24 protein-coding genes and 1 tRNA gene are annotated in these 25,096 nt (G+C 60.2%); 19 read left to right on the forward strand and 6 right to left on the reverse strand.

The features are described from left to right. Window positions 1-289 precede the first annotated feature (289 nt). On the reverse strand, window positions 290-919 hold the full coding sequence (locus OU26_RS04820; protein ID WP_026646705.1) for an NAD(P)-dependent oxidoreductase: 630 nt from the start codon (window positions 917-919) through the stop codon (window positions 290-292). Window positions 920-1,099: 180 nt separating this feature from the next. Between OU26_RS04820 and OU26_RS04825 the strand changes: the two genes are divergently transcribed. The 6 genes from OU26_RS04825 to OU26_RS04850 all read left to right on the forward strand — a co-directional run bounded on the left by OU26_RS04825 (window position 1,100) and on the right by OU26_RS04850 (window position 3,528). Beyond that, window positions 1,100-1,423 carry a winged helix-turn-helix transcriptional regulator gene (locus tag OU26_RS04825; protein ID WP_026646704.1) on the forward strand — a complete coding sequence of 108 codons (324 nt, stop codon included), beginning with the start codon at window positions 1,100-1,102 and terminating at the stop codon, window positions 1,421-1,423. Between the two features lie 83 nt (window positions 1,424-1,506). Beyond that, a tRNA-Leu gene (locus tag OU26_RS04830) sits at window positions 1,507-1,592 on the forward strand. A 359-nt stretch (window positions 1,593-1,951) separates the two neighbouring features. After that, window positions 1,952-2,182, forward strand: a complete 231-nt coding sequence (locus OU26_RS04835; protein ID WP_026646703.1) for a hypothetical protein — start codon at window positions 1,952-1,954, stop codon at window positions 2,180-2,182. A gap of 21 nt (window positions 2,183-2,203) precedes the next feature. Beyond that, window positions 2,204-2,857: an AAA family ATPase gene (locus OU26_RS04840; RefSeq protein ID WP_051916220.1), complete on the forward strand. Its 654-nt coding sequence runs from the start codon at window positions 2,204-2,206 to the stop codon at window positions 2,855-2,857. Between the two features lie 81 nt (window positions 2,858-2,938). Then, window positions 2,939-3,193 (forward strand): hypothetical protein, encoded by a 255-nt coding sequence (locus OU26_RS04845; RefSeq protein WP_026646702.1) that lies wholly within the window; start codon window positions 2,939-2,941, stop codon window positions 3,191-3,193. A gap of 11 nt (window positions 3,194-3,204) precedes the next feature. Then, window positions 3,205-3,528, forward strand: a complete 324-nt coding sequence (locus tag OU26_RS04850; RefSeq protein ID WP_026646701.1) for a hypothetical protein — start codon at window positions 3,205-3,207, stop codon at window positions 3,526-3,528. Between the two features lie 74 nt (window positions 3,529-3,602). Here OU26_RS04850 and OU26_RS04855 read toward each other — a convergent pair whose 3' ends face one another. Beyond that, window positions 3,603-4,865: an MFS transporter gene (locus OU26_RS04855; protein ID WP_026646700.1), complete on the reverse strand. Its 1,263-nt coding sequence runs from the start codon at window positions 4,863-4,865 to the stop codon at window positions 3,603-3,605. Beyond that, window positions 4,855-5,898, reverse strand: a complete 1,044-nt coding sequence (locus tag OU26_RS04860) for a ThiF family adenylyltransferase (protein WP_051592945.1) — start codon at window positions 5,896-5,898, stop codon at window positions 4,855-4,857. The genes OU26_RS04855 and OU26_RS04860 overlap by 11 nt, the downstream gene beginning before the upstream one ends. A gap of 802 nt (window positions 5,899-6,700) precedes the next feature. Between OU26_RS04860 and OU26_RS04870 the strand changes: the two genes are divergently transcribed. From OU26_RS04870 to OU26_RS04920, 10 genes are all read left to right on the forward strand, one after another. Beyond that, window positions 6,701-7,081 (forward strand): MobC family plasmid mobilization relaxosome protein, encoded by a 381-nt coding sequence (locus tag OU26_RS04870; RefSeq protein WP_026646698.1) that lies wholly within the window; start codon window positions 6,701-6,703, stop codon window positions 7,079-7,081. Window positions 7,082-7,083: 2 nt separating this feature from the next. After that, window positions 7,084-8,559, forward strand: coding sequence for a relaxase/mobilization nuclease domain-containing protein (locus OU26_RS04875; protein WP_081815642.1), 1,476 nt, complete (start codon window positions 7,084-7,086; stop codon window positions 8,557-8,559). A gap of 575 nt (window positions 8,560-9,134) precedes the next feature. Next, window positions 9,135-9,593, forward strand: coding sequence for an Hsp20/alpha crystallin family protein (locus OU26_RS04885; protein WP_026646696.1), 459 nt, complete (start codon window positions 9,135-9,137; stop codon window positions 9,591-9,593). Between the two features lie 296 nt (window positions 9,594-9,889). Then, window positions 9,890-10,609, forward strand: coding sequence for a sulfite exporter TauE/SafE family protein (locus OU26_RS04890; protein WP_033498940.1), 720 nt, complete (start codon window positions 9,890-9,892; stop codon window positions 10,607-10,609). Between the two features lie 315 nt (window positions 10,610-10,924). Then, window positions 10,925-12,124 (forward strand): PucR family transcriptional regulator, encoded by a 1,200-nt coding sequence (locus OU26_RS04895; RefSeq protein WP_026646694.1) that lies wholly within the window; start codon window positions 10,925-10,927, stop codon window positions 12,122-12,124. Between the two features lie 280 nt (window positions 12,125-12,404). Then, the gene (locus OU26_RS04900) at window positions 12,405-13,748 is read left to right on the forward strand and encodes an aminotransferase class III-fold pyridoxal phosphate-dependent enzyme (protein ID WP_026646693.1); all 1,344 of its coding nucleotides are present in this window, start codon (window positions 12,405-12,407) and stop codon (window positions 13,746-13,748) included. A 43-nt stretch (window positions 13,749-13,791) separates the two neighbouring features. After that, window positions 13,792-14,919: an iron-containing alcohol dehydrogenase family protein gene (locus tag OU26_RS04905; RefSeq protein WP_026646692.1), complete on the forward strand. Its 1,128-nt coding sequence runs from the start codon at window positions 13,792-13,794 to the stop codon at window positions 14,917-14,919. 38 nt (window positions 14,920-14,957) lie between these two features. Next, window positions 14,958-15,785 (forward strand): ABC transporter permease, encoded by an 828-nt coding sequence (locus OU26_RS04910; RefSeq protein ID WP_026646691.1) that lies wholly within the window; start codon window positions 14,958-14,960, stop codon window positions 15,783-15,785. Between the two features lie 58 nt (window positions 15,786-15,843). After that, a complete protein-coding gene (locus OU26_RS04915; RefSeq protein ID WP_202805812.1) occupies window positions 15,844-16,953 on the forward strand; it encodes a taurine ABC transporter substrate-binding protein in 1,110 nt (369 codons plus the stop codon). A gap of 41 nt (window positions 16,954-16,994) precedes the next feature. Next, window positions 16,995-17,840, forward strand: a complete 846-nt coding sequence (locus OU26_RS04920; protein ID WP_202805810.1) for an ABC transporter ATP-binding protein — start codon at window positions 16,995-16,997, stop codon at window positions 17,838-17,840. Between the two features lie 186 nt (window positions 17,841-18,026). On the opposite strand, the gene OU26_RS04925 is transcribed toward OU26_RS04920, so the two are convergent. Together OU26_RS04925 and OU26_RS04930 are read right to left on the reverse strand one after the other, a co-directional pair. Continuing rightward, window positions 18,027-18,929, reverse strand: a complete 903-nt coding sequence (locus OU26_RS04925; protein WP_026646689.1) for a DMT family transporter — start codon at window positions 18,927-18,929, stop codon at window positions 18,027-18,029. Window positions 18,930-19,041: 112 nt separating this feature from the next. Next, on the reverse strand, window positions 19,042-20,106 hold the full coding sequence (locus OU26_RS04930) for an alpha/beta fold hydrolase (protein WP_026646688.1): 1,065 nt from the start codon (window positions 20,104-20,106) through the stop codon (window positions 19,042-19,044). Window positions 20,107-20,216: 110 nt separating this feature from the next. Between OU26_RS04930 and OU26_RS10200 the strand changes: the two genes are divergently transcribed. Genes OU26_RS10200 through OU26_RS04940 form a run of 3 tightly spaced genes read left to right on the forward strand, consistent with a single transcriptional unit; the run spans window position 20,217 to window position 22,340 of the window. After that, window positions 20,217-20,387: a hypothetical protein gene (locus OU26_RS10200; RefSeq protein WP_155809201.1), complete on the forward strand. Its 171-nt coding sequence runs from the start codon at window positions 20,217-20,219 to the stop codon at window positions 20,385-20,387. After that, window positions 20,375-21,061, forward strand: coding sequence for a response regulator (locus OU26_RS04935; RefSeq protein WP_237743854.1), 687 nt, complete (start codon window positions 20,375-20,377; stop codon window positions 21,059-21,061). Before OU26_RS10200 ends, OU26_RS04935 begins: the two co-directional genes overlap by 13 nt. 49 nt (window positions 21,062-21,110) lie before the next feature. Continuing rightward, window positions 21,111-22,340 (forward strand): sensor histidine kinase, encoded by a 1,230-nt coding sequence (locus OU26_RS04940; RefSeq protein ID WP_237743853.1) that lies wholly within the window; start codon window positions 21,111-21,113, stop codon window positions 22,338-22,340. 223 nt (window positions 22,341-22,563) lie between these two features. On the opposite strand, the gene OU26_RS04945 is transcribed toward OU26_RS04940, so the two are convergent. Further along, window positions 22,564-25,056, reverse strand: coding sequence for a prolyl oligopeptidase family serine peptidase (locus OU26_RS04945; protein ID WP_026646685.1), 2,493 nt, complete (start codon window positions 25,054-25,056; stop codon window positions 22,564-22,566). Between the last annotated feature and the right edge of the window lie 40 nt (window positions 25,057-25,096).

The raw sequence follows: 25,096 nt of genomic DNA on the forward strand, positions 1-25,096 counted from the left end.
CCCTGAGTGTCCGTTTCTGCAGAATCGGACATCCATGGCATCTGCAGAACACCACGCGCGACCGATTCTGGAGAATCAGACACGTAAGGCACATTCCGCAAGGCTTAGATGTCCGTTTCCCCAGAATCGGACACTCAGACCCAGATATTGACCCCGCGAACGTCCGATTCTGCAGAATCGGACACGTAGGGCACATTCCGCGAATCCTGGATGTCCATTTCTCCAGAATCGGACGCCGGATATCGAGACTCAGGACCCAAGGAGCCTCGAGGGACCTGCGCGGTCAATCTCACTTGGTGTACACGGAGATGCGCTCGCCGACGTGCTTGGCGGATTCGGCCTCGTCCACCACGGCGATGGCGAAGTCGGCGTAGCTGATGAAGCTCTGACCCTCGGCGTTGGCGGTGAACTCTTCGCCGGCCAGCTCATAGGAGCCGGTGCGCGCGCCTTCGGCCTGGAAGTCGGCGGCCGGGCTGATGTAGGTCCACTTCACGTCGGTGCGCTCACGCAGTTCCTCCAGCGACTTGCCCATGCCGTTGGCCAGCGGAATGAACGCCTCCGGGAAGGTCGGCAGGTCCTTGACCTGGGTCTTGTGCTCGACGTCGACGTACAGGCTACCTGCGCCGCCGACCACGATCAGGCGGGTGTCGGTGCCGGACAGCGCGTCGCACAGGGTCTTGAGGGAGGTGGAGTGCTGCGGCTGGTCTTCCGGAGCCCACACGCCGAACGCGTCCACGACCACGTCGAAACCGGCTAGGTCGGCTGCAGTCAGGTCGAACAGGTCCTTGATGATGGCGTGCTGCGCTTCGGACTTGTTTTCGCCGCGCACCACGGCGGTCACGTCATGGCCGCGCTTGACGGCCTCCTTGACGACGAGCTGGCCTTCCTTGCCGTTAGCTGCCACCACTGCGATCTTCATGTTTGTTCCTTTCGTAGGTTTCTCAAGGTTTTAGCGGGCGGATTTCCGTTGCTTCCCGCTGTCGCTATGAACATTATTTCCATACCGACCAAAACGGAAGAAGGCATAATAAAGTGCTATAGTTACCAAAAGGGAACTTTTATTGATTTTATTGCGATTAGTAAAGGAGCGATTTTTCTGATGGAACGTGAGTTACCGGCGTGTCCTGTGGAGACGACGCTGTTGATGATCTCCGATAAGTGGAAAGTGCTGATCCTGCGTGACCTGCTGAACGGGACCATGCGGTTCAGTGAGCTGCGCCGTTCGATCGGCAATGTGTCGCAGAAGGTGCTGACGGCGAATCTGCGTCAGATGGAGCGCGATGGATTGGTGCATCGCGAGGCGTATCCGGAAGTGCCGCCGCGCGTGGAGTATTCGCTGACGGAAACCGGGCGGACGCTGCAACCGATTATCGAGGCGATGAAGGACTGGGGCACGCAGTACAAGGCTGAACATGCCGCCTAATCCGGCCTCTTCACTCCCATTTGCCAATCGCGACACGCCGATTTGTTACTTAGGATGAAGCGGTGTAAATTAATCGATTGTCTGCGAGCGTGGCGGAATGGTAGACGCGCTGTCTTCAGGTGGCAGTGAGTGTATGCTCGTGGGGGTTCAACTCCCCCCGCTCGCACCAGCAAGAAAGAGCCTGAATCGTTGGAATTCCAACGATTCAGGCTCTTTTGCTATGTCACAAAAGGTCAACTGGTTACAAAAATGGTGACAAAAGTTTCACAACTCATTGGCGTTGTTGAAAACGTATACGACGAAATCGCTACCAAAGAGGCAAAAATAAAGGCAATCAAATCGTCGTGGCCCAACTAAAAACAAAGCACACGAAAAACGAATGGTGGCAAATCACCAATCTCTGAGAATGGCGGAACAGTCCATTTATGGCAGTATTTGCATTCTTCGCTCCATTTTTCACACCCGAAAACCGTTGGAACGAGCCATTTCTTGCAGTTTTTACACCGTTCAGTGGATTGGGGGAGAACCATGGCCAGACACGTTGACGCGATACCGATGGACGGTGTCAGGCCGAAGCCCATACGCATGCTGAACGAACGGCTTCCCTTCGCCTGCGGCATGACCTTGTTCTCGGGCGACGGGGAAACGGGCAAGAGCGCAATGGCCATTAAATTGGCGGCTCAGGCCACCAGGGGAACCTGCGGAGGCTTTCTGAAGGATCCTATAGACGTTGGCTTCATCCTCACCGAGGACGACTGAGATAAGGTCAGCGGCCGCCTCATGGCGTCCGGAGCGGACATGGGGCGAGTCCATTGCTTCGTATCGTTCAATGACGCCAATCCCGATATACGCGACAAAACGGTCGATCTGACCAAGGACATGGCTTTGGCGCGTGCGGCATGCGCCCAGTACGGCATCAAGCTTCTGGTGATTGACGCGCTTGCCGAATGCATGGGAGACATCGACCAGAACCAGCACGGGCCGGTCTCTCGCGTTCTCACGCGTCTCAGCCAGTGGAGCGAGGAGGATGGCGTGGAAATCATCGGACTGCACCACGACGGCAAGGGGGACAAGGAACGGACATTGCCGGTCCCTACTCGTCTTGCTTCCGAGCTTCGTCACCGTCCTGTCGGCTGGCTGTTTCCCGGCGGGGCGGAAGGATATTGCGGCGTGGACTTCGTCGCCAAACGCATCAGGACGGCGACCGGATGGCCCTCGCACAGCCTGCGGCGACGATTCGCCACCGTCAGCTACTACCGAAGCGGCTGCAACATCGTCCTGGTCAGTCGGATGCGCGGCCGCTCCAACATTGCTACCACCATGCGCTACATCGGTCTGGTCCAGAACGAAATGAGAACCACGATTGAAGCCACGGCCCGCACCGACATGCACACAGACCGCATCACCAACGCCTTCATCGGGAAAGTCAGCTAACACTCCATGTCTATCGGCTTAGACTCGAAAGCAACCCAACACACCTCATTATATGGTCCCAGAATCTGGTACCATATAAGTATGTTTGAATGTGAGGAATCGGCCTACAAGCACTGGTTTACACAGGCGCAGATCGACTATGTGATCAGGCATGCGGTGGCGATGTTCGAGGTCGAGTCACGACGGCCCGGCGACCGTACCATGGCGTTCCTCGGATACGTGGACGAGTCACGGGAACGCCGTGTGGAAGTGCTGGTTTCGCAGCGCACACGCAAGGCGTTCCACGCGATGGACTGTCGTCCCGACTGGCAGCGGTTCTTCGACCAGGCGAAATGAAAGGAGAAGCCATGACTCACAACAACGAATGGTCCGAACTGTCGGACTCGTATGCCGAACACACCCCGCGGATCGTCGGCGAGGTCATCCGCCCGTCCCGGCCACTCACGGCAGCCGACCTGGATGACATCTTTGCAGGCAGGCCGCTCGCGGAGCAGCCGCGGCAGCAGGCGTCGGTGATGTGCAAGACCTATCTAACGCCGGACATGGCATCCCGAGCCGCCATGCAGGCCGAAAAGGAGCACCTGTCCAAGGCAGCTCTACTGCGCAAGGCCCTGGCAGCCTACCTCAACAATCCCACTCAGGCGAACACGCGCATTCCACAGACCGCGTAATCGCACCACATGAAGAACGAGCGGGGCGGCATCATACCAAATGATGCCGCCCCGCTCATTTCATCGTTCATCCGCTACCGCGCCGCACGGTTTCGCTTCCCGGTGAATGCGTAGAGGCCGACCAGCATGAGACAGGCGACCAGGAAGAACAGCGGAATCACCCTCGTCACCGGCAGGAAACGCAGCACCACGCCGATGACGCCCAAGGTCAGCATGGAACAGATGCGGGACACCGCCGAGCTCACCGACGTGAGCGTGCTCAGGGATTCCTCGCTGGCCATCGACCGGAAGTGGGCATCCGAATAGAACACGACGATCCAGAACCCGAAGACGAACAACAGGTAGGCAGCGAGCGATGCCTCAGCCCCCGTGAACATCACCATCAGGGATGCCGCCGCGACTACACCGAAGACGACCTTCAACGTTCGGCTGGAACGCAACCGCCCCACCGCAGACGCTCCCAGGAACGTCACCAGCACCGAGATCAGCTGGAACGCGACGTACACGATGCCGAAATACCGCGACGAGACGCCCTCTGCCAGGAAATACGCCTGCCAGAACTGGAAATGCACCTGGAAGAAGATCTGCGTCACGGCGATGACCAGGATGATCCTGCGAATGGAAGCATCCTTCAGACAGGCAATCGCCTCACTGATGGTAGCGCGGAACATGCCCGCCATGTTCGTCCTAGCTGCCAGAGTTTCCGTTTTCTCCTGTTCGAAGTCCTCGGCGTGGAGCCGGAACGCCGCCTGGACGAACAGCACGACGAACAGAGCCGCGACCGCCACCCACAGGTACAGCGCGTCGCCGACGAACGGATACACCGCGGAGCCGACCAGGCCGCCGACTATCAGTCCAATGGTCTCGCACCGGGCGTCAAGACGTACCAGGTAGTGAAGTGTCTTCCCCGGCTCCATCCCGGAGCCACGGCAGAACTTGCGCACCGCCAGAATCGCCTCGTTGCCGATCGTGCCCGACTCGAAGGCGTTGGACACCCCGTAGATGAACCATGCCAGGCACAGCAACGCCGGCGAGGACACGCAGAACACCAAGACGCCGAACACCGCCAGCAACAGCTTGGAGATGACGTAGATACGCTTGCGTCCTAGTGAATCGGCTGCAATCCCCGAGGGAATCTCAAACAGGAACACGGCCAGCGAATAGAACACCTGCACCAGGGCGATCTGCGACAGGTTCAGTCCCTTGGCCAGGAGAATCGGGGTCAGCACCGCATGCGGGAACGACACCGCAAGCGCCGCCAGAAAGGAGGCGCCATAGTAGATACGAGTGCCGGTTACGATTGGCTTCGGAAAGCTGACGGGCCATTTAGCATCCACAATATTTGCACTCCGGGTCACGACGTATCGGCAGCTCCATCCTCTTCCAGCTGCCATTCGCCATTCCAAGCCGCTTGTCAAAGGACTGGACCAGGTCATAGTTCGCCGAGACGAACGCGGCCACATCAAGCATGGCCATTGACGAAGCCACGGCATTGTTTGGGAAAGCGGACGGCGCCGAATAGTTGGCGTTGATGTCCTTAAGATACCGTTCCACCTTGCTGGAGGCGGAAGAAGGCACCAGAGAAAGCGTATTGCCGCATAGCGGGCAGGCATGTCCTGGCGCCCAGAGCGGCCCGATGACCGATATGTCGTTCAGATAGCCGACGTTCAGGAATGGTGTCTGATGCTTGACAAGCACCGGGGTTATCTCTGCCAGCAGTCCTTCCGAATCTGCTGACACTATCGCGAACTTCTTCCCATCCGTTGACGACAGCGCCTTGTCCAGGGATTCCGTGTTCCCTCCCTCAAGGGAATACTCGATATGAACTTCCGGATTCCTTAGTTGAAGCCTTTCCTTCAGAAGGGAGGCCTTGTGCTTTCCTAGATCGTCCTCGGTGAACAGGAACTGCCTGTTCAGGTTCGATTCCTCGACGATATCGAAATCGGTGATGTAGAGTCCCTTTGTCGGATGCATGGCCAGCGCATACCCCGTGAAGTTTCCGATGCCGCCGGCTCCCACAAGGTAGAAGGTGTAATCGGTAAATGCCTGCAACACTTCCTGACCGTTCCCGAAGATCTGGTCATAGTAGAGAGCCGTCTTCCGATAGACGCCCGCGAAACGATCAGCTCCCTCAGGGCGACGGATGAGGGCCTTCAGCTCGATCAGCTTCTCAACGTCGGCCATGACAATCTGCCCCGACTGAGCGGCATCGTCGACCTCCTTGTCAGAGCGAGGGGCGAGGAACCAGTGTAACGTGGCGAGTATCCGGTCAGCGTCCTTTTCCGCTATGACCGTCTGTTTCGTTCCCAATCCCAGAACAAGTCCGTCCTGAGCGAACTGTCCCATCAATGTCTGGGAGGTCAAGAGCATTTGTTTCCCCCTTCTTATGGGAGGCGGGGACGGTAGTCGCCGTCCTCGCCAGTTGTATGGATCTTTGATTACCTCGGTTCTTTGCAGACAGACGCATTTCAGACCCCCTCCGATAGCCGGATATTCAGTTAGCAGCAAGCGAGATGGTTGGCACCCCTTTGCCGACGCCGTACTAGCTCATCGCACAGACAAACCATCCGTTCTGACGGCGTTTCTCGAAGATCTCCATCACTCCCCCACCCCTAATGTGAGGGTGAAGGCTAGACGCCGTGGGATAGACGGCTCAGGAACCGCTGTGTGAGACCATATAGAAGAATGCCGCCGACGAGCACTGCGCAGGCTCCGGAAAACACTAGGGTCCAGTCCTTTGTCCCCATGGTCACACCGAACCAGAGTAGGAGTCCGAGAATCAATGCGAGACCGGCGGGAACCGTATCGCCCCCGTGATTGTTTCGCGGGGCGTTCTTGTTTCTCCTCGCTCCGAATGTCCAAACCGGCATGCGCGCGATCGACGGACGATTGACGCAAAGCATTGGACATCTCTTCAAGGCATTGAGGGAAAGGAGCGAATCGTGAACGCGATCAAGTCCCACGGAATTCCGCAAAAGCCTTGCGCGAGATTGCTCCCGATCCATGAAATGGATATGGGAGTAGCAAGCGACGTGATTGGATATCCAATCACTCGAAACGCGTTGCGTTTCGGCTTGCTCGGGAGACCCAGACCCCATGGTCGAGCAAGCTCTCCAGACCGCTTCGCGGCAATAAAGACGACCCGCCTCCACGTTTTTCTTGGAGGCATGCAATGAGCAAGGCCGAGGGCAGAACGCACTGCGTCGAGAAGATCATCAGGTTCACGCCGGACGAGTGGGAACGGGTGCGCAAACTGCACGAGGAACTGACCAGGTACGCGCTGGAGCACCGTTCGTTCGCCTCGTACGCGCGCCGGATGCTGTCCGAACGGCGCATCCACGTCACCGAGATCAGACCGTTGACCGACCCCGAGCCGATCGCCCGCGAGATCGACCGCATCGGCGTGAACGTTAACCAGATCGCCCACTGGGCCAACGCGAACGAGCGCATAACGCCCGAGCAGGTGGCCGAGATCCGCGCGTCGTTCGACCGCATCGAGCGACTGCTCGGCGACCTGTTCGCCGACAGGCGCGACGCGGGGAAGGACGCGTGAGCATGGCCGTGGTCAAGCTCGGCAGGCCCGTGAAATCGAATCTCGGCGGCCCCAACGGGGCGATGGCGTACATCATCGACCCCGCCAAGACCGACGGCGGGAGACTGGTCGGCTCGAATTACGAGCGGACCAGGACGGACTACGACGCGCTGGCCGAAGGCATGCTCGACGACAACCGCAGGTCGCCGAAGGGCATCCGGAAGGACAGCCGGCTGGCGTACCACATCAAGCTGAGCTTCAGCCCCGACGACCCCGTGACGCCCGAGAAGGTGCACGAGCTCGGCATGGAGTTCGCGCGCCGGATCACGGGCGGCGAATACAGGTTCGTGGTTGCCACGCACACCGACCGCCACCATCTGCACGACCACATCATGGTGTGCGCCGCCTCCCGCTACGGGAAGCATCTGAAGGCCGAGCTGCCCAAGGACATCATCGACCAGTGGCGCGCGGTCAGCGACGAGATATGCCGCCGCGAGGGTCTGAGAGTCGTGTTCAACCCCGTCGTGGAGGAACAGGCACGCAAGATGCGCGGCAGCGAGACCACGACGGACGACGCGCCGACGACACGGGAACGCGATCCCGAACGCATCGATGAGACCGCCGGACCGGGCGCGGCGACGCCGCCACGGACGACGCGACGGGCCGAAGGCGAGGAGCCGGTGGAGCGCCGGTACGGCATGTCGATGGAGGAGATTTACGCGTCCGCGAAGGGCATGGGCGTCAAGGACCGGATCCGCATGCTGATCGACCTGACCTCGTCCGCGGCGGAGAACTTCGAGGACTGGAAGGACATGCTCGACATACGCGGCATCGGCGTCGAAGTCCGCGGCCAGCACTTCACGTACACGCTCAAGGACACCGGCTTCAAAGTCCGCGACACGAAGCTCGGCCAGGCGTACGACATGACGAACATCATGGCCGGCCTCGCGCACACGCCCGTCATACCCGTCACGTTCAACCGCCGCCTCGTCGTCAACCGGACCGGGAAGACGGTCACCGTGTGGCTGCCCGGCACCCACCGAAGGAAGAAGATCACGTTCGACGCGAAGCGCCTCGTGGACGACGGCGGCTCCACGCTGCGCGCGTTCCTGCCCCTCCACCGCGACCAGATCATCCTCGACCCGTCCAACCGGTACGCCGGCCAGACCCCGACGACCGGCCTCTACCAGTGGTTCGGCGAGCCTACAAGCCGGCTCGAACCGCAGACCGCACCCGAACGGCTGCCGCTGCGCTACGGGGTCAGCCCCGCACAGCAGCGCTACTACCAGGCGCAGGCGCACCGCCTCGACCGACTGGCGGGCGAGGCGAAGGCGTTGAACTCGGCGATCCAATGGACCCGCCTCGCCGGTGGCGACACCGCCAAGGAACATGGAAACAATCGTTCCAAGAGGCCATACAAGAAAATCGAGAAGCAGACGACTCCGACAACATCACCCTGCACTTATACGACCATAATTAAACACTCATCCAGCCACTGATCCGTGGTGACAAAACGGTGACAATCATCCTGAAATCTCCCTCTAGGCTACGTGATTGAACTTGCCAAGAACCTAAGCAAAACAAGGCCTTGTCAGTCTCACATGACCCAACAATACGATGCCCATAGAGTTCAACTCCCCCGCTCGCACGGGAATAGAAAACCCCGGAACGTTGGAATACCAAGGTTTCGGGGTTTTCTCGTATGCGACGCATCCGAAAATATGCCAAAAAAATGTACCAAAAACCTGACGTTCAGCAGCGAATCCCGAAACTTCTGAAACTCCAAGACTGCCAAATCCATCGAAAATTGCCAAGGTGGCAGCATCGTTTCCATCGCGCCATCATCGCGCTATCATCGCATTTCACTGTGAGCATAATTCTGGAATGGGAGGCACACGGAAGAGTTGGGTGAAGTGAAAGGTCAAGGTCAGGAGCCCGGGAGGGTTCCGGATGTGGCAACGAACCCGGTCGCCGGTGTCGCTAGATGGTGACGCCGCAGCGATAATCGCACGGCCGGCTGCCAAGCCGCATTACTCCGCGCGCCGAACGCGCATTTGCTTAAGGAGTACCGATTATGGCAATGTTTCCGGCTTTGATGAATGACACGATGTTCTCCGACCTGTTCGATGATCCGTTCTTCGAGGGTTGGCGCAACATGGATCGCGCGGCATGTGATGCGAATATGTCGACGGGCATGATGAGCACCGATGTGCGCGAAACCGACAAGGGCTACATGGTCGACATCGACATGCCTGGTTTCAAGAAGGACGACATCTCGCTGGATCTGCAGAACGGCTATCTGACCGTTTCCGCGCATCGCAATAGCTCGCACGAGGACAAGGACGGCAACGGCCGCTGGCTGCGTCGCGAACGCTACGCCGGCTCTTGCTCTCGCAGCTTCTACGTTGGCGAGGACATGAAGGATTCCGATATTCACGCCAGCTACAAGGACGGCACCCTGTGCCTGGAAATGCCGAAGCCTGAAGCGCAACAGCAGGTCGAGGCCAAGCACCAGATCGCCATCGAAGGCTGATTTCCCGGCCTCTGCAAGCCGTGAATCGCGGTAATCACTAGGCAAACAATGCCGGACACCCGTGCAAGGTGCCCGGCATTTTCGTTTTCGAATGTCCGATTCTGCAGAATCGGACAAATATGCATCCCAAACATGACCCCACGTGTCCGATTCTGGAGAATCGGACATTCACGCACCATCAACGCGACCTTGTTTGTCCGATTCTGGAGAATCGGACATTCGAAAGCGAAGCATACGGCACGGCCTGCCAAAGCATCGTTACAAAACCGTGCGTGCGCATCGGTAGCGTATGTTCCATGAACGAGACACTTCGCGACACGCTGTTTCTTGTGGTGCTGTTCGCTTCCAATGCAATCCAGGCGATCACCGGATTCGCGGGAACCGTGCTGGCGATGCCGGCCTCGATGCTGCTCATCGGCACGGACGAGGCACGTGTGGTGCTCAATATGATGGCGCTGCTGTCCTGCTTATGGCTCGGCATCCAGCATCATCGCCATATCCGATGGCGCGAACTTGGCATCATGATCGCTTTCATGGCCATCGGCATGGTCGCAGGCATTGCGATGTACAGTCTGCTGCCGCTTGCGCCGTTGCAGAAAGCATACGGCCTGTTCATCATCGTCATCGCAGCGAAGAATCTGCTCCATCCGTCGACGTCCACGCCACGGCAAGGAACGCTGATTGCGATTCTGATCGGCGCGGGCGTCGTGCATGGACTGTTCGTTTCCGGCGGCGCGCTACTGGTGGTGTACGCGGCAGCCGTGCTGAAGGACAAAGACGAGTTCCGCGCCACGGTCGCCTGCGTGTGGGTGGCGCTCAATTCGGTGATGGGGATCCAGCAGGTCGCAGCCGGCGCCTGGACGACGCATGCGGCGCTGCTCACCCTCGTTGGCATTCCGCCGCTGATCGCAGCCGTCTTCATCGGCAACGCGCTTCAGAAACGCATCAGCCAAACGGCGTTCCTAAAGCTGACCTACATACTGCTTATCGTTTCCGGCGCGTCAATACTTCTGTAGCCCATACCCCACCCCATCGTCGCCAAAACATGACTACGAATGTCCGATTCTGGAAAAACGGACACCCAACCGCCCCAAGCATATGACCACGCGTCCGATTCTGCAGAATCGGACACTCAGACCCCACATATGGCACTTCACGTGTCCGATTCTGCAGAATCGGACATTCGGAACACTACATTTGGGTTCCACGGCGCGCAGCGGCTCGCCCACCACAGGCACCGCCCACCACAGGCGTCACCGCAGGCACGGACGAGCAGCTCGGCCACAGGCCACCAAAGCGTGCCGTTACAAACGGCCGGTACAGTTCCAGCTATGACCGTTCGTTTGCAGGAGCTTTTCGACCAGGCCCGCGCGCAGAAGCATGACATCACGCTGATCGCCGGAAGGGCGGGGCTCAACCGGCCGGTGCGCTGGGTGCACATGGTCGAGAACGAGGAAATCGCAGGATTCCTCGAAGGCCAGGAGATCGCATTCACCACCGGCATCGGTTTGGATAGCCAGGAGAGCCTCACCGAACTGGTGGCCAGCACCTACCGATGCGGCGCAAGCGGCATCGTGGTGAACGTCGGCCCGTTCATCCACCAGATCAGCCCCAACGCCATACGATTCTGCGACGAGCACGACTTCCCCCTGTTCCGCGTGCCGTGGAACGAGCACATGGCGCAGATCATGCACCAGTTCAGCCTCTCGATCACCCTGAGCGAGAAATACTCCCTCGAACTGGGCGTCGCCCTGAAGAACGCCATCGAATGGCCGGCCAACGAGGAACTCTACCTGGACACTCTCGAGCAGAACGGCTTCGGCAAGGATTGGAACTACAGCGTCGGCGTGATGGATTGCGTGTCCACTGTGCCCACCGCCGAATGCGCGCTGCCGCATGTGCCGGACGCGCGCATCGATATGTTTCGCGACGCCCTCGAATCGCTGATCACGCAGCATCAGTGGCAGATCGCGCAGTTCGCCATGGACCATCGGATCGTGATGGTGTTCGCCCGCTACAACGCCGACGAAATTTCGACGATCACACGTGAGATGCTGTCGGCATGCATGGCGATCGCGCATGACGACGAACGCATGTTCATCGGCATCGGCAAAATCACGAAATCGGCCCGCTGCATCGGCAAAAGCTATCGTCAGGGACTGACGTTGGAACGCCTGCAGAAACATCGCGGCAAATCCGAAACGCCATTCCTTTACGATGACGCCGGCGTGGACAAGCTGCTGCTATCCGTAGGCGATCCCGAGATATTGCGCGACTACTACAACCACACCGTCGGCCCACTCGTCGAATACGACAAGGTCAACAATGGCGATTTGACCGAGACGTTGCGCAATTATCTGATGTTCAGCGGCAGCATCAAGGAGACCAGCGAGCGCATGTACGTGCATCGCAACACGGTGAGCTACAAGCTTGGGAAGATCCAGGACATCCTCGATGTGAATTTGTCGGACTTCGCGGTGCGCGAGTCCCTTTCGATCGGACTGCATGTCAAGGAGCTGCTGGACTGCTGACGGCGACGGTCGCGTCCGTCTTTCTTCCGTTTTTTCTTTCGCCACACCTTGCCATTTCACCATCGTTTCCTTCGCCATTATTTGTGCTGCAGCACAAACAGCTTTAGGCGCCGCAGCATTGTTCCACGATTTCCGGATTCATACAATGCAAGTTATCGCAAGGAATTTCCAAAGAGAATTCCTGCATTGCGAACACTGGTAAATCCACATCGGAAAACGTCGCACAAGCTTTTTGTGCACGGCGCACATCCCATCCGATGTGACGGCGGAAGGAACAACCATGGAAGAACTGACCGGCGAAGAGGTCGCATCCCTGCACAGCAAGTACGTCATGCAGTCCTGGCACAAGCAGGGCGGCCCCGTCAAGCCCATCAAGAAGGCCGACGGCATCTATTTCTGGGATTACGACGGCAAACGCTATACCGACATGTCCTCGCTGCTCGTATGCTCCAATCTCGGCCATGAGCTTCCCGAAATCGTGGACGCGATCAAGGAGCAGACCGACAAGATGTGCTTCATGGCTCCCGCCTACGCGTCCGAACCGAAATCCCGCCTGGCCAAGATGCTGGTCGACGTGGCCGACCCCGATTTCTACCAGCGCGTGTTCTTCACCAACGGCGGCGCCGATTCCAATGAGAACGCCATCAAAATGGCCCGCATGGTGACAGGCCGTCCGAAGATCTTCAGCTGCTACCGCAGCTACCACGGCTCCACCATCGGAGCCTCCAACGCGTCCGGCGACTGGCGTCGTTTCGCCACCGAGCTGGGCGGCTCGGCCCCCGGCTTCGTGCATTTCATGAACCCGAACATGTATGAGGACGGCTACACCCGCGGTGTGGACGACGCCGCCGTGACCGCCGACTATCTGCATCGTCTGGACGAGCAGCTGCAGTACGAGGGCCCGGACAGCGTCGCCGCGATTCTGATGGAAAGCATCGTCGGCGCCAATGGCGTGATCCTTCCGCCCGAAGGCTACATGGAAGGCGTGCGCGCGCTGTGCGACAAGTACGGCATCCTCATGATCTGCGACGAGGTCATGGCCGGCTTCTGCCGCACCGGCAAGATGTTCGCCTGGCAGAATTTCGACATCAAGCCCGACATGTTCACCTTCGCCAAGGGCGTCACCTGCGGCTACGTGCCGTTGGGCGGCGTGGTGGTCTCCAAGCAGATCTCCGACTATTTCACCGACCATGTGCTGCAGTGCGGCCTGACCTATTCCGGACATACGCTCGCCTGCGCCGCCGGCGTCGCCGCGGTCAACTACTACCTCGAGCATGACGTGTGCGCCCACGTCAAGGAGATGGAGGGTATTCTCAAGCCGTTCCTCGAAAGCATGGTGGAGAAGCACAAGTGCGTCGGCGAGGCCCGCTGCATCGGCCTGTTCTCCGCGCTCACCATCGTGAAGAACAAGGAGACGAGGGAGCTCATGGCTCCGTACCACACGCCGAATTCCGTCATGCCGCAGATCATGGCGAAGCTCATGGATCTCGGATTCTCCACGTTCGGACGTGAAACCAACATCAACATCTGCCCGCCGCTGATCATCACCGCCGAGCAACTGGAAGAGGAACTGCCGAAGCTCGACAAGGTGCTCACCTGGGTCGACGAGAACCTGTGCGACTAAGCGATCGCGCGACACACGACAGCAGGAAGAAAGGTCAGGCAAGATGCTTTGGGATTACGCGCAACCGGTGACGATCCGATTTGGCAAGGGAAGGGCGATGGAGATCAAGGACATCGCCGAAACGATGGGGCTACATGACGGCATCATGGTCACTCCGCAGTTCTTCGTCGATTCCGGCGAGGCGCAACGGCTGATCGATGCCAGCGACGGCGCGGTCTCCACCGTGTTCACCGACTTCTCCCCGAATCCGGACGTCACCGAAGTGGACGCCTGTGCCGAAATCATCAGGAAAAACCATTGCGAATTCGTCGTCGCCATGGGCGGCGGCAGCGCGATGGATGTTTCCAAGGCCGCGGCGAGCATCTGTCTGACCGACGATTCCATCGCCGACTACCATGGCACCGGCAAGGCGATGCCGCAGAAGCATCTGCCGATCATCGCACTGCCGACCACCGCCGGCACCGGCAGCGAAGTCACGTACGTATCCGTGCTCACCAATCGCAAGCTCGGCAAAAAAGCGCCGATCGTGTCCGACGGTTTCTTTCCGAGCGTGGCCATTGTGGATCCGGAGCTGACCTACTCGGTGCCGCCGAAAATCACGGCAAGCACCGGCATGGACGTGCTCAGCCAGGCAATTGAAGGATTCTGGAGCAAAGGACACCAGCCGATCTGCGATTCATGCGCGGTGCATGCGGCCAAACTCGTTTTCAAATATCTGCCGATCGCCGTGGCCGAACCGCACAACGAGGAGGCGCGCGAGAAGATGTGCGAGGCGTCCGTGATCGCCGGTCTCGCCTTCACGCTCCCCAAAACCACCTCCTCCCACGCGTGCTCGTTCCCACTGACCAACATCCACGGCATCCCCCACGGCGAGGCATGCGGACTGACGCTCGACTACTTCGCCCGCATCAACAAGGACGCGCAGCACGGGCGCGTGCAGGAATTCGCCCGCGAGATCGGCTTCTCGGACGTGGATGCGATGGCCGACGCCATCCACGACCTCAAGGTGAAAATCGGCATGCGCACGGGATTGAAGGACCTCAACCTCACTGAGGAGCAGATCGCCGACCTGGTACGCATCAGCCGGCATCCGAACCTGTACAACAATCCCGTCGAAATCACGGACGAAATGCTCGACACCATGTACCACTACCTGGCCAGCACCGACTGACCGGCCGAACCACATGCCAAACAGGATAGGAGCGCACGATGAAACGCTTACTGGCAACCATTCGTAAAGGATCACGCACCATTCAGGCATTGCTCTCCCTAGTGCTGCTGCTCGTCCTATGGTGGGGCACGACTGCGGCCGGCCTGATCAATCCGCTGTATCTGCCATCGCCGCAATCGGTGTGGAGCGCGTTCGTGGAAGCGAATTCCTGCCGTCCGCAATCGCCGGGATCAAGCCGCATCATCTGCGGCGAACAGCAATATTTCCTATGGCAGCATCTCGTGGTCAGCCTCGAACGCATCGGCATCGGCATGCTGCTGGCCATCATCGTGGGCATGCTGGTCGGATTCCTTCTGGCCGAAGTCGAATGGCTCAACCGCATCGTGCTGCCCTACATCAACTTCATCCGCGCGCTGCCACCGCTCGGCTACATCGGCCTGCTGATCGTCTGGTTCGGCATCGGCGACACCACCAAGATCTGGCTGCTGTTCCTCGCCGCGTTCCCGCCCATCGTGCTCGCCACCCTGGAAGGCATCCAAGGAGTGAACAAGGACCGGGCCAATTCGGCGCTCTCACTGGGCGCAAGCCGTTTCAAGGCGTTCCTGTTCGTCATCTTCCCCAGCGCGCTGCCCTCCATCATGAACGGCATCCGACTGGCCGTCGGCTTCGCCTGGACCACCGTGGTGGCCGCCGAGCTCAACAACGGCATCCCCGGCATCGGCGCGCTCGCCTACCTGTCCGGCACCGAGCTGAACACCTCGCTCACCATCGCCTGCATCTTCGTCATCGGCATCGCGGCGCTGCTGCTGGACGGGCTGATCGTGCTCATCACCAAACTGGTCACCCCGTGGGTCGGCAAGGACTGAAAACCGACCATCCGCGGAGCGATCATCCGCAACGCAACACACAAGAGAGGACAAGACGATGAGCGACGCAACCCACTTCCCGAACCACACCACGAACCACACCACACGACTGCTCGGCAAAAGCATCGCCGCCATAATCGCGGCCGGAATGCTGACCGGCACCACGGCCTGCGGAGCCATGCCGACGGCCTACGAAATCGCCGGCATCTCCCCCACCGGTGCCACGGCCACCTGCCCGGTCGACACCAACGACGACTTCACCGGGACCATCCGCATCGCATGGCAATCCATTCCGAACGCCGATCTGATCGTCAAGGATCTCGGCCTGCTAGAAGCCTGCATGCCGAAAGCCACCATCCAATGGAACCAGTTCAATTCCGGCGGCGACGTGATCCAGGCCTTCGGCTCCCGCTCGATCGACATCGGCCTGGCGGGATCAAGCCCCTCGGTTCGCGCGGTTTCCGCACCGCTGAGCCTGCCGGTGAAAATCGTATGGATCCATGACGTCATCGGCGAGGCCGAATCGCTGGTGACCAATGTCGAATCCGCCAAAACCATCAAGGATCTCGCAGGCAAGAACATCGCGGTCCCCTTCGGCTCCACCTCGCATTTCAGCCTGCTGAGCGCGCTGAGCAAAGCGGGAATGAGCGAAACCAGCGTGAACCTCATCAACCTCGATCCCGACAAAATGGCCGGCGCATGGAATCGCAAGGAAATCGACGCGGCCTGGGTGTGGGATCCCGTGCTTTCCAAACTGAAGGCCGCCGACGGACACATCGTGACGTCCAGCGCCGAAACCGCCAAAAGCGGCTCCGCGACGTACGACATGGAAATCGCATCCACCGACTTCATCACGGCGAACCCCGGCGCGATGAAAACCTGGACCGCCGTCGAAAACTACGCAGCGGGCCTGCTGAAAACCAAACCGGACAGCTCCGCCGAAGCCATCGCATCCCAGCTGGGCACCGCCAAAAAGGACGTGCTCACGCAAATGAAGGGATACACCTACCCGCAGGCCAAGGCGCAAAGCGAATCGTTCCACGGCGAACTGCCGGCCGTCCTCAAATCCACGGCGAAATTCCTCAAATCACAGAACAGCCTGGACACCGTGAACGACACCTATGAAACGACGCTGTACACCGACGCCATCGACGCCGTGGCCAAATAACGCGCCACGGACATACCAGCCGTCAAGAAAGGACCTGAACCATGAACGCCAACGACATGACATGGAGCGAACTGACTGAGAAGCAGACCATGGCGGCACAGGGCATCGCCGTCGACATACGCGGAGTCAACAAGCGCTACACCACGCAGGAGAACGCGGAAGTTACCGCACTGCACGACATCAACCTGCAGATCAAGGAGCATGACTTCATCTGCGTCGTCGGCCGTTCCGGATGCGGCAAAACCACGCTGCTGAACATGCTGGCCGGATTCGAAAAGCCCTCCGACGGCGAGATCGTCGCCCAAGGACGCAAGGTCGACGGCCCCAGCCCGCGGCGCGGCGTCGTATTCCAGAAGCCGCCGCTGTATCCATGGCTCACCGTCCGCAAAAACGTGGAATTCGGCATGCGAATGCAGGGAGTCAAGCCTGCGGAGCGCGCACAGATCGCCGAACACTATCTTGAGCTGGTCGGCCTGAAAGATGCCGCGGAGCGGCGCCCGTACGAGCTTTCCGGCGGCATGCAGCAGCGCGCGCAAATCGCCCGCGTGCTCGCCACGGACCCCGATGTGATTCTGATGGACGAGCCGTACGGCGCATTGGACGCACTGACTCGCGAGCACCTGCAGAACGAGCTTCTGCGCATTTGGGAGGAAAAGAAGAAAACCGTCTTCTTCATCACGCACAGCGTTGACGAGGCCATTTTCCTGGCTACCAGGGTGATCGTGATGAGCGCGCATCCCGGCACCATCAAAATGGACATTCCGATCAACATTCCCTGCAATCCGGACGATCCCGACAATATGGAGAAGATGCGCGCGCATCCGGATTTCGCCCGGCTTCGCGAGCAGATCACCACCGCCATCTACGAGCAGGACGATCAGGAATAGGGGGCATGGGAGCGGTCAGCGAGTTTGTCCGATTCTGGAGAATCGGACACTCAGGGCACCAATTTGCATGCACGAATGTCCGATTCTGGAAAAACGGACATCCAAGGCACTCCAGCAGCACTTTGCGTGTCCGATTCTGCAGAATCGGACATTCAAGTATTGGGTATGCGAGAAGCGGACGCGCGGTCAGCGCACCAGGAACACCATGACGAGGATCATCACGAAACCGACCAGATCGGTGGGCTCGAACACTGCTCCAGTCCACGCCACCGCGGAGACCGTGGCCATGACCGGCTCGCTGGTGCCAAGCATGGTGGCGCGCATCGAGCCGACGCGCATCACACCGGCCATGTACAGCCAGAACGCACCGAACGTGCCGCCGACCACGGTGAAGACCATCAGTCCAACGCCCGCCCAATCCAAGTGCGGAGCCGTGGCCCACGGTCGCACGAACGGCAATAACACAAGCCCGGAAAGCATAAACGTGATGCCGTTCACCGTGAAATTGCCCCATTTCGCCATCAATCCCACCGGAAGAATCGACATTGCCGCGGTGGAAAGCGCATTCATCAATCCCCATGCCAGACCGATCAGCGGAAGCTTCAGCATGGTGAAATCGCCACCCGTCGCAATAAGCGCCGTCCCCACGAAGGCGAGCGCCACACCAATCGTCTCGCGCTTGCCGGGCAGACGGCGGCCGCGCAGGCACACGTACCCCAATACGAACAGCAGATTCAGGCTTTGCAACACTGTCGCGGTGCCGGAATTCGTCCAATCGATGGATTCAAGATAGGCCACCTGCACCAGAAGCACGCATATGGCGGCGGTCGCCAACATCCATGGATACGATTTGCGATCCTTCCATACGCCGGCGAACAGTTTCGGCGTCACGACGGCCGAGCATGCCAGGAACAGCGCGCCGCCGGCGAGCTCGCGCACGCATGCGAGCCACAGCGGCGAGGCGTGGTAGGTGCCCATGAGGATTTTGGAGACGGTGGCGTTGATGCCCCACAGCACGCCTCCGCACAGGGTCATCGCGATGCCGACGAGCAGATCCTTCGGCGTGCGCTCGAACGTCTTTCCCGCCATCGGCCGCTGTTCTCCTTTGCTCTCGCGTTCCCTTCCAACGCACACCATACACGGGTTTCTACGAATACGCGGGTTTCTGCGGATATGCGGGTTTCTGCGGATATGCGGGTTTCTACAGGCTGGCGTCAGGCGCGGCGAGGAAATCGAAGATCTTGTCCAGATACGGTCCAAGCACCTCGTTCGGCATGGAGAAGATCTCGTGCAGCGATTGCCCGTACCGCACTTTCTCGATCGATCCGCCGCCTTCGCGCACGCGTTCCACGAAATCGTCCTGCGGCCCGTTGAGCACCCAGATGTCGCGTCCGGCCTGGAAGAGCAGCATCGGGGTTTCGATCGCGCCGCACATGTCCGGCTTGAGTATGGCACGGGACAGCGCCAGCGCCTGATACGCCCATTCGAAGGTCGCCGCATTGGTCTGACACGACACGTCGTCGCAGCGTTGCTGATGGAACCAGCGCACGCGCGCCTCGGAAGCGCCCTCATGTTCGCTGAGATCGAGGTCGGTCGAGAAATCGGTATGCCCGAATACGCGCGATTTGCCGAATCCCAGTCCGCACAGCATGCCCGTCGCGATGCGCGCCAGCCATGTCGGCATGCCGACGACGGGGGCGATCATGGGCGCGGACAGCACAGCCTTGTCGAACAGGGCCGGATAGCGTTCCAGCACGGCCGCGCCGATGCCGCCGCCCATCGAATGGCAGTACAGGTGCAGCGGTTTATCGCACGCGTATTCGCGCGCGACGCTATCGGCGAAGGCCGCGAGATCGGACACATACCGGCGCCAATCGTCGATCCACACCAGGCTGGGATTGTCCACGTCATGCACGGAATGACCGTGCCCGCGATGCTCGAGGATGCATACGGAATAGCCGGCCAGCAGGAAATACCATGCCATCTCGCTGTATTTTCGCGCGAATTCGGTGAATCCGTGCGAAATGACGATCGCACCGCGGAACACGCCCGAAGCGCCGTCCTCACGCAGCGCATCGAATTTGGCCGCGTCGTAACAGCAATAGTGCAACCGGCCGGGTTCGTCCAGTTTGGGCAGCGCGTCGCCGTTCCAGTCAACGGTGGCTGGATCCATCCATCCTTCCGTCATGCAGGCGTCCAGCGCGGGCAGCACCTTGCTTTCCATTTCGGCGTCGTAATTCGCCTCGTCGAGCAGCCTAAGAGTCATGCTTTCATCATACGAATCCCACATGAACAGCCTTCAGAGCCCCACGCTTCGGCTCCACGGATCGAACGCGCCTCCTCACTCGTGGACGCGCTCCCCCGTACAATGTCGGTATGAAAATCATGTCATTATGTGTGGCATTCGTCATGCTCTGCACCATGCAGCCAGCCGGAACGATGGCCCCTTCCAACGGGAAGGCTGCCATCTTCGCCGACGCGGTGAGAGGAACCGCATCCGCCATCATCGACTGCCCGCCGCCGCTTTACTGGCTGTGTGGAAAGTGAGCCATGCGATGAATCCCACGAAATCCGCAGCTCCCATACCAAAAATCCACCGTGTAGCGCTGGTCGACAACGATCCGCGCGCGTTGGAATCGCTGAGCCTTCTCATCGAAGCGAAGGTCCCCACGGCCTACGTGGTGTGGACGGCCACTTCCGGCGACGAAGCGATCGAGCGTTGCCAGAGGAACGACGACAATCTCAACCTGCTTGTATTGGACATGTCCATGGAGGGCTTGCAGGGGCCGGCCATCTGCCATCGGATCCGTCTCATGGACAGGCATTTGCCGATTCTGGGCATCACCAGCTTCTCCATCAACAGCTACCGTAGCAGGCTGATGGAAGCCGGAGCGCAGGGACTGATCGGCAAGGAGGATTCCGATCAGCTGGCGAAGGCCATCGAGCGGCTCTGTGGAGGCAACGTTATGGAGGGATTCGAACCTCCCGCCCTGGCCAACGTGCGCATCAGACGCGAGGAGGAGACCTCACCGCGGCTCACCGTGCGCGAGGAGCAAATCATCTTCCTGTGCGCCGACGGCATGCTGGACAGGGAGATCGCCGAACGACTGGACATCTCCGAAAGCACCGTGCGCAAGCATATGCAGGGCATTCTCAAGAAGCTGAACTGCAAGACGGCACGCCAGGCAGTGGCATTGTGGGTGAGATCGCATGCACGCTGAACCCACAAAACCCAGACCCGTAAGCGCCTTCCGCTCCTGGCACAACCATATGCGTGCCGACCATCCGAAACTCTGGCATCCGATCCGCATAACCATCGTGGTCATCACCGTATGGTGGATCCTGTTCTGCCTGGTGCTCGTCCCGACCGACAATCCCGCGGCGATCGTCTGGACCATCATCGAAATCGCGGTGCTGCTGCTGTCCCCGTTCTTTCCGAAATCGATGTCGCTGCTGTTTCTGATCATGAGCCAGTCGGGACCTTGGCTCATACCCGGAGCCGACGTCAACTCGCTGCCGGGAATCCTTTACACGTTCGGCATGCTCGCCTACGAAACCAACAATCTCGTGGCGCTGCTGCTGCTCGCTTATTCCATAGGCGACCAGCTGTTCCGTCAACTGGCCCTTGGCACGAGCCGCAGCAATCCCGTGGCCATCATCGCCATGGTCAGCCTGGTACTGATGCTCGGATGCGGTTTGCGATGGAACCAGGCCGTAGCCGGCAGCCGCGCCGAGGCGGAGCAGGCGAAAGCGCGATTACGGGAGATGGAAAGCCGCAGTCACATCGCGGAAGCCATACACGACGCCGTGACGGGAGATCTGTCCGCCGCGGCTTTCGTCACGCAACGTCGCATCGATGCATTGTCCGGCGGAGACGATGGCGATGGCAGCGCCTCGACGGATGGTGACGACGGCAAGAACGCGGACGAAAGACGCGATGAGCTCGACAAATGGACGCAGGTCAACGATTACATCCTGTCCGCCCTGACCAACGTGCATCGCGTCATCGACGAACTGGATATGGACGTCACCGTCCTTGAGGAGGATGTGGACGGCAAGGCCTTCTCCGACCTGCTCAAAGCCACGATGGCCGGCGGCGACCGGCGTCTACGCGCGCTCGGCTTCGACATCACCTCGATCCTCCATGTGGCGGGCGGTGCGCCAAGCGCCTCCCCGAGCCTGGCCGGAATCGCCAATGACCTGCTTCGCGAGACCTACGCCAACATCGCGCGTCATGCCCAGTCCGGCAGCAAAGCCGACCTGTCGGTGATACTCAAGCCGAACGCCGTCGAAATCACGCAGATCAACCAGGCGAGGACCACCGAAACGGATCGCACGCAGTCGGGAGGCCACGGCCTCGCGTATTTCAGCAAACAGCTCGAATCGCATGGCGGCAAACTCGAGACAACGCTGCGCGACGGCGAATGGACGCTGTTCGCCTATCTGCCGATTCCGGTGCCCGAAACCCTGCCACCCCTTGCCGGACACCCCGAATCGTGACTGGCTCCGACGGTCGCGAGAAACGAAAGGGTACTACAAAAGGTGCTACACAGATGTGGTACACCCTTACTTGCAGGGGTGTTCACGCCATCCTATCTTCCCTATTGAGAAGGGTTACGCGTCTCCCTGTGACCCGACGGATACTTGGCAGTCCGTCGAATCGCAGGGGACGCGTTCTTTTTTTCTTCGGTTGTATCGGAACGTCAGTTCCGCCGGAACACCGTCAGACCAGCGCGTCGGCGAGGAAGTCGCGCTGCAGCAGCAACAGGTTGCGCGCCACCGTCTCGTCGTTGGTCATGTGCGTGATGCCGTTGAGCGGCAGGAACGTGTGCTTGCGCCCCGCGGCCATCAACGCCTGGCTCAAGCGCAGACTGTTGGCGATCGTCACGTTGTCGTCGGCGAAACCATGGATGAGCATGAGCGGACGGCTGAGCTTCGGCGCGTCCGCGATGATGCTGTTGTGCTCGTATGTGGTCGGATCGAGTCCCAGATACCGCTCAGTGTAATGCGTGTCGTACAGCGTCCAGTCGGCCGGCGGAGCGCCCGCGCAGGCCGCGGTGAACGTGTCGGGCGCGTCCAGCACGGCGAGCGCGGACAGGAAGCCGCCGTAGGACCAGCCGATCATCGCCACGCGGCCGAGGTCGGGTTTCGGCACGGCAACGCCGGTTTTGGTGGCGATCGAGGCAAGCGCGTCGGGCAGCGCGTGCACGGCGTCGACCTGGTCCTCAAGCGTCACGGCCTTCATGTCCAGGTAGATCTCACGATCCCAGCACGGGCCGCGTCCGGTGGTTCCGCGACCGTCGGCGGTGACCACAATGTAACCTTGGTCGGCCCACCATTGCGCATCCCAGTAGAACGATTGGCTTTCCACGACCTGCTGGAATCCAGGACCGCCGTACGGCTTCATGAGCACCGGCAAGGTGTCGTCATGGGCGTGGCCGCTGGCTTCGGACGGCAGGATGATCGCCGTGTACAGCTTGCGCTCGCCGATGCGGGCGAATCGCACGTTCGGCGTGAAGCCGGGGGTTTCGGCATGGTTTTCGATCGGCGCGACCACCATCGACATCACTTCCGCGCCGTCGGCATTTCCGTCGGCATCGGCGGCATCAGCGGCAGCGCCGTCGACACGCACGTTCATGCAATGCTGCATCTGCGACCGCGCGTCGTCCATGCCGCGCCCGGTCACCACGCAACCGTCGCCGGAACGGGACATCGTCCATTGGCCGGGCGTGTAGGTGAGCGGCTCCCAATCGCCGTCGAAATGGATCGAGACCACGTCGAAGCTGCGCGCGTCATGCTCGTCCGCGTTGGATTGCCACAGGAACGGCAGTTCGTCCGCGGGCAGCAGTTCCGGCGTGCGCTGCACCACGCACAGCACGTCGTCGTCGGTCACGTCGAGCACCTCGCGCACCTGCAGTCCGGCCGGCGTGAAGGGCGTGCCGTCCACGGTGAGACGGTTCGTGTCGGCGTCCATGTCGTTCATCGCGCAGATCAGTCGGCCGTCAGGCGTGTATGCGGGGGTGCCTGCGATCAGGTCGAGCCAATGGTCGTTGTGGTGTTCCTCGAGCACGCGCGTGGTGCCGGGCTCTTCGCCGGGAGCGTATTCGGGGATGGCGATGGAGAAGGTCTCCACTTCGTCGCCGTCCTCGTCGGTGAAACCGTTTTCCGGCGTGCTCATAGTCGCAATCGGGTCGCCCACGCGCACTGCGAGCACCTGGTCGTGCTGCTGGAGCCTGTCCTGCACGAGCAGCAGCGGCTCATGGCCCGCCGTCCAGCTGACGGCCGCGAGATATTCGTACGATTCACGGTCCCATTCCACGCGGTGCGCGATGCCGCCGTAATAGCAGCCGTCCGCATCGTAACCGAGTTCCAGCAGGGTGAGGTGCACGTCGGCATTCGCCGTCATCGCCTGCGGATAGCGGCGTCCCTGCGCGGGTTTCGTCGGGTCGGCAGGGTCGGCGATGTACCAAGTCCGCTCATGGGAGGCATCGAAGGTTTCGAACAGCACGTATTTGGAGTCGGGCGACCACCAGAAGCCGTCGTAGCGGTCCATTTCCTCGCCCGCGGCGAATTCGGCGAGGCCGATCTTCCATTCGCCGGCCGGGGCGCCATCCGTTCCGTCCGACGTTTCGTCGGATGGTTCGTCAATTGTTCCGTCGATTTGCGGGACGGAAGCCACCACGGACACCGCGTCGCCGTCGTCCGTGTTTTCAGCAAGATCGACGTCCACCAGATACGTGCCGGTCGTGTACATGATGTGCCGTCCGTCGGGGCTGATGCGCGGATTGAGCACCGGCTTGAATTCCGATTCGTCGATGGCGATGGCGCGCGTCGCGCCGGCGGCGATGTCGGTCAGGAACAGTCCGCCGTTGATGGTGAACGCCACGCGATTTCCTGCGGTGTCGACGGAATAGCCGACGATTCCGGAGCCGCCTTCGCGCGCGCGTTCGCGCCTGTCCTTCTCCTCGGCCGGCACATCCTCGGCATCGGCGTCGGCAAGCAGCGCACGCGGGTCGGCGAGCAGAACCTCATTGGATTCGCCGTCCTCGCCGATCACGCTCATCCACAGTGAGGTAACGGTGTCCTCCGGACCATCCGACCGCAGGAATAGCGCGCGCGAGCCGTCGCCGATCACGCGTGCGGAACGCGGCGCTCCGCAGGTGAATCGCAAAGTGCGCGCCTTCAATGCTGGAAATTCATCAATCGCATTAACCATGCCTTCCAATCTACCGATAATTAGGACCGTCCCTTCGTCG

The organism is Bifidobacterium ruminantium DSM 6489 (assembly GCF_000770925.1).
In the GTDB taxonomy this organism is placed as follows: Bacteria; Actinomycetota; Actinomycetes; order Actinomycetales; family Bifidobacteriaceae; genus Bifidobacterium; species Bifidobacterium ruminantium.